The sequence below is a fragment of the Nostoc sp. WHI genome (assembly GCF_015714725.1).
Classification (GTDB): Bacteria; Cyanobacteriota; Cyanobacteriia; order Cyanobacteriales; family Nostocaceae; genus Nostoc.
In genome coordinates, this window is record NZ_WBKM01000140.1 from 1 (window position 1) to 10,822 (window position 10,822).

7 protein-coding genes and 1 pseudogene are annotated in these 10,822 nt (G+C 43.3%); 6 read left to right on the plus strand and 2 right to left on the minus strand.

Annotated features, from left to right (window positions below):
• Positions 1-229 precede the first annotated feature (229 nt).
• The gene (locus F8S12_RS14025) at positions 230-2,464 is read right to left on the minus strand and encodes a PAS domain S-box protein (RefSeq protein ID WP_331001389.1); all 2,235 of its coding nucleotides are present in this window, start codon (positions 2,462-2,464) and stop codon (positions 230-232) included.
• 662 nt (positions 2,465-3,126) lie between these two features.
• Here F8S12_RS14025 and F8S12_RS14030 point away from each other — a divergent pair.
• Entirely contained in the window at positions 3,127-4,782 is a 1,656-nt protein-coding gene (locus F8S12_RS14030) for a dipeptide ABC transporter ATP-binding protein (protein WP_196516876.1), read from the plus strand.
• A gap of 89 nt (positions 4,783-4,871) precedes the next feature.
• Positions 4,872-5,438 (plus strand): HD domain-containing protein, encoded by a 567-nt coding sequence (locus F8S12_RS14035; protein ID WP_196516878.1) that lies wholly within the window; start codon positions 4,872-4,874, stop codon positions 5,436-5,438.
• 68 nt (positions 5,439-5,506) lie between these two features.
• Here F8S12_RS14035 and F8S12_RS14040 read toward each other — a convergent pair whose 3' ends face one another.
• Positions 5,507-6,523 carry a ribose-phosphate pyrophosphokinase gene (locus tag F8S12_RS14040; protein WP_196516877.1) on the minus strand — a complete coding sequence of 339 codons (1,017 nt, stop codon included), beginning with the start codon at positions 6,521-6,523 and terminating at the stop codon, positions 5,507-5,509.
• A gap of 656 nt (positions 6,524-7,179) precedes the next feature.
• On the opposite strand from F8S12_RS14040, the gene F8S12_RS14045 reads away from it, so the two are divergent.
• From F8S12_RS14045 to F8S12_RS14060, 4 genes and pseudogenes are all read left to right on the plus strand, one after another.
• Positions 7,180-7,668 carry a UbiA family prenyltransferase gene (locus F8S12_RS14045; RefSeq protein ID WP_230968008.1) on the plus strand — a complete coding sequence of 163 codons (489 nt, stop codon included), beginning with the start codon at positions 7,180-7,182 and terminating at the stop codon, positions 7,666-7,668.
• Between the two features lie 387 nt (positions 7,669-8,055).
• On the plus strand, positions 8,056-9,816 hold the full coding sequence (locus F8S12_RS14050) for a serine/threonine protein kinase (protein WP_196516879.1): 1,761 nt from the start codon (positions 8,056-8,058) through the stop codon (positions 9,814-9,816).
• 2 nt (positions 9,817-9,818) lie between these two features.
• Positions 9,819-10,505: a dethiobiotin synthase gene (bioD, locus tag F8S12_RS14055; RefSeq protein ID WP_196516880.1), complete on the plus strand. Its 687-nt coding sequence runs from the start codon at positions 9,819-9,821 to the stop codon at positions 10,503-10,505.
• Between the two features lie 63 nt (positions 10,506-10,568).
• Positions 10,569-10,822: pseudogene (locus F8S12_RS14060) on the plus strand (amidohydrolase); the annotation flags it as partial.

Sequence of the window (10,822 nt, forward strand, 5' to 3'; positions counted from 1 at the left end):
CGCAAGCGCATATATAAATTACCTTTTGGAAATGCGGCCTTGGCTACACGTACCGTTTCATCGGGAATAGGAGGAATTTCTTCAGGATGTAAGCACATATACTGCCTCCACAGGTATTTCTTCTAGTTTATTGATTATTGAGGCAGCTAACTTAATTTTTTTCTTTCCGTGTATTACATGGGAAGGTAGAATTACCCTTCCCATGTAATACACGGTAAAATCGGCGTTTTTATGTTAAGTAATGTTTCGCCAACAGTATCGCTTTCGGGGCTAAGAGGTAGATAGCCTGCTCAACACAAGCTCTCAAATCAAAAGGCTGTTCTTCTAATTCCAGCTTGCCCGACTCAATTTTAGAAAAATCTAGAATGTCGTTGATGATAGCAAGCAAAGCATCTCCGCTACTGCGAACTGTTTCCACAAAGTCTTGCTGTTGGGGCGTGAGGTCAGTATCCAGTAGTAGACTAGTCATGCCAATAACAGCATTCATTGGGGTACGAATTTCATGGCTCATCATTGCCAAAAACTCACTTTTTGCCCGATTTGCGGCTTCTGCCTGACGTTTTGCTTGCTCCAAGGCAAAGTTTTTTAAGGTAAGTTCTTTACGTCGGCGCGTTTCTTGTTCTAGTAAGTGAGCCTGTGCTAGAGCAATACCCAGTTGAGCCGCCACTGCTTCTAGTAATTCAATTTCATCTTGTGTCCACTGGCGAAAATAAGTGCATTGGTGTAAGGCGATCGCACCATTGGGTTCTCCCTGATAGGAAGTGCGGACTGATAGCATAGACTTTAGCTTAATTTCTCGGCAAATCGGTTCAGCCGCCTGGAGTAAAGGATCAACGTATACATCTGGGGAAGCGATCGCCCTTTCTTGTGCCATCATCTGCTCTGCATGGGGATTGTCAGTCATGGAAACTTCCAATTTCAACACGGAGCAGTAAACAGGCATGATATTATACTCTGCTACTAAGGGAATTCGAGGAGTGGTGTCGTTAATATAAGAATGGATCAGACAGCGTTCAACTCCAAATGCTTGTCCAATTTGGGTAGCAGCCGTCTCAAAGATTTTGCTGGTATCAAGACTTTGACGAATTTCTTGAGTAATTTGTTCAAGTAATAAAGTTCGCTGCAATTGCCGTTGCAGTGCCTCTTTAGCCCGTTTGTTTTCGGTAATGTCGTGATTAACGCCAACAGTGACAACAGTTTGCCCCTGCTCATCTTGTAGAGATACCACAGTTGTTTCGCAAATTCCCTCGCTGCCGTCTTTGCGAATAAAGTTTATTTCCCCTGACCAGCGTCCTTGCTGGTTCATTTTTTCGATAATTTTGGCGCTCAATGTTGCGGCTATTTCAGGTTTATACAAAATACTGGGACTTTTAGCCAAAACCTCGGCTTTGGTATAGCCAAACATACTTTCAGCAGCCGGATTCCAGTCAATAATACTTCCGGTTAAATCTGTGATTATTACGCCATCATGCATATTTTCAAAGGTGAGGGCTTGCCGACGCAGAATAGCTTCAGCTTGTTTGCGTAAGCGAAGCTCATCGTAGACATCGCTAATATCTGCCTGAATCCCAATGAAGTGGCTTAACTTACCATTTTCGTCATGGATAGGAGAAATACTAAATTCATTCCAGAACAAGGTACCATCTTTGCGATAGTTGCGGAGAATAACTTTGCAACTTGTTCCAGATCGAATCGCTGAACGCAGTTCATTGAGTGCTGGTTGCTGGGTATCTGTGCCTTGCAAAAATCGACAGTTCTGCCCAATCACATCAGTAGCACTGTAGCCTGTTATTTGCTCAAAGGCGGGGTTGGCGTAAATAACTGGATTATGGGCGAGTCTGGCATCGGCAATAATAACTCCATTACTGGTAGCAGTAAGTGCCCTTTCCTTCAGTCTCAAGGCTTCTTCAACCAATTTCAAATCAGTAATATCAAACATAAACCCCCTCAGCATAGTAGGAGTTTCTGCTTGATGAACTACGCTAACAATGTCTCGCAGCCAAACAACTCGCCCGTCGGCTGCCAACATCCGGTATTCCAATTCGTGATTTTCGCACCTAGCAGTTGCTTCTTGGCAAAAACGAACAGACTTTTCCTTGTCATCTGGATGCAGATGATTGACCCAAAAGTTTTCCTCGTACCACTCTGCGATCGGATAATTTAGCAAGTCTACCGCTTGGGGGCCAACGTAAATAAATCGCCAAGTCTTCAAGTCTAATTCCCAAGGAATGACTTTGACAGTTTCTACCAACTGCCGCAGATGAGTTTCGCTAGCACGGAGGGCGATTTCTATCTGTTTCTGCTCAAAAACCTTGTGAGCTAGCTCCTGATTTATTAATGCTATCTTTTGGTTATTCGCTTTCATCGTCTGGATGAAATAGATCAACAATGTCAACGTGCCTGCAACTAATAATCCTGCTATCAATAACCCTGCAACCAATATTGCTGTTGTTGGGTGCTGCATCTACGCCCACACTCCTCCACGAGAGGCTGCGCCAACGGTAAAGCTCAGTGACCATCGTAGACATCGCAAGTGTATTAATGACCTGAAAGTTGGAATTAAGAGTCTCTGCCAAAATAAGACTACAGAGATTGAGAAGAAAATCCCCAGCAACAGCGCTAGTAATTTTCGTTGGCGGAAAAATTTCCCAACTTTCAACCAGTCATATCGGTGTTGTTTGACCACTTACTTAACCCTCTAGCACCTTCAGGGCTTATTGCGCTAACTTTATATTTTTAAGTAATCTAAAATATCAATAGCAATAGGGCAATTACTGGATTTATTTTTCAGTTTTCTATTAGACCTCTTGCATAAATAATTTTTTGTCTCACGCAAAGGCAAGGCAGCGCGTTGCGGGGGTTCCCACGGCAGTCACTCATGGGGGAAACCCCCAAGACCGCGCTGCCTCACCGTTGTAGCAACTGCCGCGCAAAGGCGAAAAGAAGGACTTTTGCAAGAGGTCTATTGTAAAACTGTCCTCAATAGAGGCGATGCCTTCTCTACGAGAGGCTACGCCTACGCTAAGACAGTGAAGATGTTTGCACAAGGGAGGTCTAATATTAATTTGATAGACTATCCTAAATTTGAAATTATAAAAGTTGGTAGCTCTGGGCTGATAACTAACTATGAGTGAAGCCTTATTCTGTATCGAAAATCTGCAAGTTGCCTATCCTCAACGGAGTGGGGAAGAATCAAGCTGGGCGGTTGATGATGTATCTTTCACCTTACAACCAGGTGAACGAATGGGATTGGTAGGAGAGTCGGGTTGTGGTAAGTCAACTATCGGACGGGCAGTAATGAGTTTACTCCCAGCCTCTAGTCGTGTTGAGGGACGGGTGACATTTCAAGGACAATCGGTGTTTAACTTGACACCTAATCAGTTGCGGAAATTTCGAGGAGAGGCGATCGCCTTAATTTTTCAAGATCCGATGACACGCCTCGATCCGCTAATGACCATTGGTAAGCATTGTATCGAAACCCTTCAAGCCCACTCACCAGAATTATCAACGCGATCAGCCAAAGAAAAAGCACTTGCTACCTTGGAAAAGGTGAATATTCCAGTTAGTCGCTGGAATCAGTATCCCCATGAGTTTAGCGGCGGAATGCGGCAACGGGTAGCGATCGCCCTAGCTTTACTCCTCAACCCGAAGTTAATTATTGCCGATGAACCCACTACGAGTTTAGATGTCACTGTTTCCGCGCAGATATTGCAAGAATTAACTCGCCTGTGCGGTCAAGAAAACATGGGATTGCTGCTGATTTCTCACGATTTAGCAATGGTGGGTGAATATTGCGATCGCATTGGCGTTATGTACAACGGCAAAATGGTCGAAATGGGTTCTACAGAAACTGTATTTAAGCAACCTCAACATGAATACACGCGATCGCTCTTAAAAGCAGCTTTACACATCCAAGCATTAGATGAAATAGGGAGTGGGGAAGAAAAGCAATTACCAATTATTAATGAGCAATCCCCAATTTTGAGGGTCACAGAACTCAAGCAATACTACACCATAGAACCTAACTTTATCGAACGACTGTTTAATAGACAAGCGCAGACAATTAAAGCAGTCGATGGGATCAACCTGAATCTTTATCCAGGAGAAATTCTCGGTTTAGTTGGAGAATCAGGTTGCGGTAAAAGTACGCTATCACGAACAATTTTGCAACTAATTCGTCCCACGAGTGGCAAAGTTGAGTTTTTAGGACAGGATTTAACTAGCCTGTCGCGTCAAGAAATTCGTTCTTCACGGCGACAAATCCAAATGATCTTTCAAGACCCCCATGCTTGTCTTAATCCAGCGATGACTGTGGGACAAAGTATAGCTGATCCTTTATTTATCCACAATCTTGCTGATCCCATTAAGGCAAAAGAACAGGTTTTATGGATGCTAGAGAAAGTCGGGTTAACACCGCCACTAGTGTATTATGAGCGTTATCCATCAGATTTATCTGGAGGACAGCAGCAACGAGTTGCGATCGCTCGTGCTTTGATTACTCATCCCAAACTTCTCATTTGCGACGAACCTGTAAGTATGTTGGACGCTAGTGTGCAGTCGCAAGTGCTAGAACTAATGTTGCAATTAAAGGAAGAATTTGAGTTAACTTACTTGTTTATCACTCATGACCTTTGGTTAGCCAGGTTTTTGTGCGATCGAATTGCCGTGATGAATAGCGGTAAAATTGTCGAACTCGGTCTTACAAAAACTATTTTTGCCAATCCTCAGCACCCCTATACCAAAACCTTAATAGCTGCTGCTCCCTTATTAGCACGGGCTTAACTCAATAAAGTGAGTTCTACAAATCTCTTCCTGCCTTGAACTTTTCTTCAAGTCTGTCCCTCTCCCGCTCGGCTATGATGTACACAACCATGCTGTCAGAACGCTTTACCGCAGCCCTGATCTACGCAACCCAACTGCACGCTACCCAAGTTCGTAAAGGTTCAGGTGTTCCCTACATTGCCCATTTATTAGGTGTCGCCAGTATTGCTTTAGAATACGGTGCAAATGAAGATGAAGCGATCGCAGCTCTCTTACACGATGCCATCGAAGACCAAGGTGGTGCTGCAACACGTGAAGAAATTCGCCGCCGTTTTGGTGACAATGTAACAGCAATTGTAAATGGTTGTACTGATGCCGACACTACACCTAAACCCCCTTGGCGACAGCGCAAGGAAGCATACATTGCTCATATTCCGACCGCTTCCCCATCAGTACTGCTCGTATCAGCAGCAGATAAACTTTATAATGCCCAGTCTATTCTAAAAGATTATCGCACATTGGGGGAATCACTTTGGGAACGTTTTCAAGGAGGTAAAGCAGGGAGTCTGTGGTATTATCGGGCGCTTGTGAATGCCTTCAGCAATACTAAAACCACTGCGATCGTTGAGGAATTAGAACGGGTTGTTACACAAATTGAAGTATTGGCAAAAAAATGAAGGATGAAGATAAAATTTTTTAACCTTCATCCTTCACGCCTGTAAAAGAAATGGCAGTCTTTTATTGACTAACGGAACATACTACTGACTGAAGTATCTTCATGAATCCGCCAGATAGTTTCTCCTAAAACATTAGCTACTGACAGCACCACTAATTGTGGAAAGCGCTCGCTTTCTGGTATGGGAATCGTATTGGTGACAATGACTTCCTCAAACAAGCCACTAGACAACCGTTCCGTCGCTGGTGGAGAGAACACCGCATGAGTTGCACAGGCGTATACCTGACGCGCTCCTTCTTCACGCAGTAATCGCGCCCCTTCAGCGATCGTCCCCCCAGTGTCAATCATGTCATCCACTAACACTGCCGTTTTGCCTTTAACATCGCCAATGATATTTAACACTTCTGCTACATTGTGTGCATGACGACGTTTGTCAATAATTGCTAGTGGGGCATCATTCAGCTTTTTCGCAAATGCCCTCGCCCGTGCTACACCGCCAACATCGGGGGAAACAACCACAACGTCGGGCAGCTGTTTGCTTGCCAAATAATCCAGCAATACTGGCGAACCATAAACATGGTCAAAGGGTATATCGAAATAGCCCTGAATTTGAGCCGAGTGCAAATCCATTGCTAGAACCCGGTTCGCACCTGCTTCGGTGATCAAGTTAGCAACCAACTTGGCGGTTATTGACTCTCGTCCTGCTGTTTTGCGATCGGCACGGGCGTAGCCATAGTAGGGAATTACTGCCGTTACCTGTCGTGCAGAAGCTCGACGACAGGCGTCAATCATAATCAGTAATTCCATCAAGTGATCGTTCACCGGTTGACAACATGGCTGGATTAAATAGACATCACAACCCCGAATCGATTCTTGGATTTGAACGTAAAGCTCTCCATCCGCAAATCTTTTGCGAATCATTGGCCCCAAGTCCATGCCCAGATAACGAGCGACTTCTTGAGACAGTTGTACATTGGCAGAGCCAGAAAATAGCCGCAGGCGCTGATTATCGGTCAGTCCTGTTGCAGATGATTGCACTTTTAAAATTGCAGAACTGAGGACAGCAGATCCTTTATGTGTATTCATAGCAATATTATCATTAGAGATTTAATAGATTTAACCGCGAAATAGTTTAAAAAAACATCTGGGAGTTTTATTGAAGCTTCCATACAAAATTAAAACATTTTTCCATAAAATTATCATTCGCTAACTGTCTAATTTTCTTGGTAAACAAGCTATTGATAGCTTAACTGATATCAAGTGCGTCCACTAGGTCTATAGGTTCGATTTTTTTAGGTTAAAGTAAATAACCCTAATCCTTTAAACAAAACATTAGTGTGGTAGGCTCTTCTAACTATCTAATTCATCGCTGACAGTAAACCATTTACAACTTAACTTAAGTGATATCAAAGTTTGTTCTCATGCAGTATAGCACATAGAACTAAGTATTTTAGTGGTAGCTTATGATTCTAGAGCTTACGCATTAAAAGAAATGAGAATTACACAAGTTAGAAGACGCTAGCAGTAAACATAATTTCTCCATGCACAAACAAGTCTTTAGATAAAGATTAGATAAAGTTTAAATAAAGATTGAATAAAAATATTCTTTTTGATATAAAAATATTACTTAACAAGGGTATTGTTATCCATCTGAAGATTTGTAAGTATTTTTACTAAAAAATTTAATTAGAAAAGTTGTTTAATGTAAATTCTTCTGGGACAGAGAAGGGACAAGAATACTTATGGACTCTCGTCCTACTTCAGTAGTAGAAAAATCTTTGACTGCCATAGCAACTAGTTCCAAGAAGTCGGCGTACCTCTTAGCTGCTATACGACCGCGACAATGGACAAAAAACCTAGTGGTGTTTGCAGCGCCATTGTTTGCATTTAGCATCAATTTCCAATCTCTACTAGGTAGCCTATTGGCATTTGTGCTATTTTGCTGTGCATCAAGTGGCTTCTACTTAATCAATGACATCGTAGATGTTGAATCTGACCGTCAGCACCCTGTAAAGTGTAAGCGGCCAATTGCCGCTCGATTAGTTAGCATCCGTGTTGCTACTGGGATGGCATTGGTGCTGTTGGGTAGTGCTTTGATTTTTGGGTGGTTGCGATCGCCCCAGTTGGGTGCAGCCATAACTGGATACGCTTTATTGCAGATCGCCTATAATCTGGGACTCAAACGGATGGTGATTTTGGATGTTGGGGCGATCGCTCTAGGCAAAAGTTAAGAAGGAAGATAATCAAGGGATTTCAAAATTGCTGTTTAGCATTTTTACAGCTATAGGAATTTTTAGTAATATTAATCTTTGCTTTTATACTATAGCTCTATTAATTTTACATATTTTAAAATATATCGTTTGATTAGGAAGAAAAACTGATAAGTCCTGTAGCGCTAAAAGGTAGGAAAACTCAGGGCGACACAGAGTGGAATTAGGGCAGCATGAGGAGAAAAAAAGGCTTATCCCCAGGGTATTGAGTTATAGAATACGAAATGACCCTGCTCTTTTGGGGGTTTACACGTTGTGTATAGTAGAATATTGCCGCACGTAACTCTCTTAGACTAATCTTTGTGGGTGACTTGCTTATCAGTTGCCATTACACTCAATCACTGGATCATGCAACCACCGATTACAGTTGGCACCCTCTTGCAAAACCGTTATCGCATAATTCAAATTCTCGGACAAGGAGGATTTGGTAGAACCTATCTGGCCGAAGACCAGAGGCGCTTTAACGAACTTTGCGCGATCAAGGAATTGATTTCAACAGCAAGGTCGGCTTTGGCTTGGGAGAAGGCACAAGAGCTTTTTCATCGAGAAGCTGCAATTTTATACCAAATTGAACACCTACAAATACCTAAATTCCGGGAAAGATTTGAGCAAGACCAACGCTTGTTTTTGGTGGAAGACTACATTGCAGGTCAGACGTACCGAACTCTGTTGGCTGAACGCCAAGCTGTCGGTCAAACTTTCACGGAGGCTGAGGTATTGCAGTTGATGCACTTGTTGTTGCCTGTTTTAGAGCATATTCACAGTCGAGGGATTATTCACCGGGATATCTCGCCAGAAAATATTATTTTGCGAGATAGCGACGCTAAACCTGTGTTAATTGACTTTGGGGTAGTAAAAGAACTGGCAGAGCGTTTACGATCGCCAGATAGCGTTATGCCAGTAACCACTGTGGGAAAATTAGGCTACTCTCCTAGTGAACAAATGCAAACAGGTGGGGCTTATCCTAGTAGTGATTTGTATGCATTAGCAGTGAGTGCGATAGTTTTGCTGACTGGTAAAGAACCAAGCGATTTGTTTGATGAAAACCAACTAACTTGGAATTGGGAACGGTGGGTAAGAGTTAATCCGCGATTTGCTATAGTGTTGAATCGAATGTTGAATCATCTACCGAGCGATCGCTACCAAAGTGCTGCTAATGTATCCCAAGCACTGCAATTTCTGACTCAACCCAGTGTTTCTATGCCCAATGTGTCGAACTTGCAAACAATGGCAGTTGGTCGCCGCCCTGACCCAGTGCCACCAGCAGCTTCGCCCAAAAGACCAGATCCAGCAATTCCCCCAAGTAACACTACTTCAGTCTTGGATAATCCGTTAGCGATCGCAGCAATTGGTAGCGCTGTAGTGATCATAGCGGGATTTGGTTCTTGGGTACTGGTAAGTTCCATCCGCAGTCAGTCGAAAACACCAAATGAGACACTTCCACAAAATTTCCCTTCACCCGTGATTTCTGGTGGTACTACATTCATATCTACACCTACACCTACCAACGAAGAACCTGTTATATCTACTAGGCGCTTAAATCTTAGAGCATCTAATCCAACTACAGTTGACGATATTATTACAGCAAATCAAATAATCCGGTACACTTTTTTTGGGCAGGAAGGAACTAAGCTAACTACGTTTATTGACCCAGGAAGCAGCATTTTCCTAAGAGTCTTAAATCCCAATGAACAACCCGTTGATATTAATGCCCAGCAGGTAAAATCTTATGAAGGCACATTGCTGGTTACTGGTAGATATACTATTGAGTTGACTTTGGTTTCAGGAGTTGCCGAAAGCAATTACAATCTCAATGTCTCATTAGAAAAACCAGTCGAACCAACACCGACAGAAACACCTACCCCAATTCCCACAGAAACACCAATCCCAACTCCGACAGAGACACCGACGCCAATTCCCACAGAAACACCTACCCCAATTCCCACAGAAACACCTACCCCAATTCCCACAGAGACACCAATCCCAATTCCCACAGAGACACCAATCCCAATTCCCACAGAGACGCCTACCCCAATTCCAACGACTGGTGAAACGCAAACTTTTCCGCCAGCTGATGAAACACAACCATTTTCTGGCCAAAGAAATTAATGTTGAATACACTACTGATTACGGGAACTGATACGGAAGCTGGTAAAACTGTTTTAACAACAGCGTTAGCCGCCTATTGGCAAAAATATTACCCGCAGCATAGCTGGGGAATCATGAAACCGATTCAATCGGGAATTGGCGATCGCGAGTGGTATCAAAAGCTATTCGCGCTAGAACAATCTGCTGAAGAAATTACACCATTGTACTTTCAAGCACCTCTAGCTCCTCCCATAGCAGCAGCACGGGAAAATCGCCGAGTAGATTTAGCAGTGGTGTGGCAAGCTTTGTCGAAGCTGCGATCGCATCGTGATTTTGTGCTTATAGAAGCCTTGGGAGGGTTAGGTTCGCCAGTAACGGAGGAATTAACGGTAGCCGATTTAGCCGGAGAATGGCGTTTACCAACGGTATTGGTAGTACCTGTAAGATTGGGTGCGATCGCTCAAGCAGTGGCAAATGTAGCATTAGCTAGACAATCGCGCGTCAATCTCAAAGGCATTGTGCTGAACTGCGTACAACCGCGAACCGATGCAGAAATAGCCGACTGGACACCACATCAATTGATTCAATCACTGACTAACACGCCAGTTTTAGGCTGTGTGCCTTATTTAGATAACCTAACTGATTTAGATAAACTTGCTCAAATAGCGTCAGATTTAGATTGGGAAACACTAACACATTCAGAACGATAAACTGGGAAAATAAACTAAGTTAGCTGCTTGAGTTAGCTGTACTTAAACTAGCTTGTCTTCATAATGGTTTCCACTTTCCCAAATTCCTCTTCTGTTGACCTATCTCGCATCCGACTAGCGATCCGTTCATTGCAACCACAATTGATAGAGTGGCGGCGGCGACTGCATCAACAACCAGAGTTGGGTTTTCAAGAAAAACTAACGGCTGAGTTTGTATCACAAAAGCTGCAAGAATGGGGAATTGAGCATCAAACTGGCATTGCCCACACTGGTATTGTTGCCACCATCAAAGGTAACAAACCCCCCACTCCCCACTC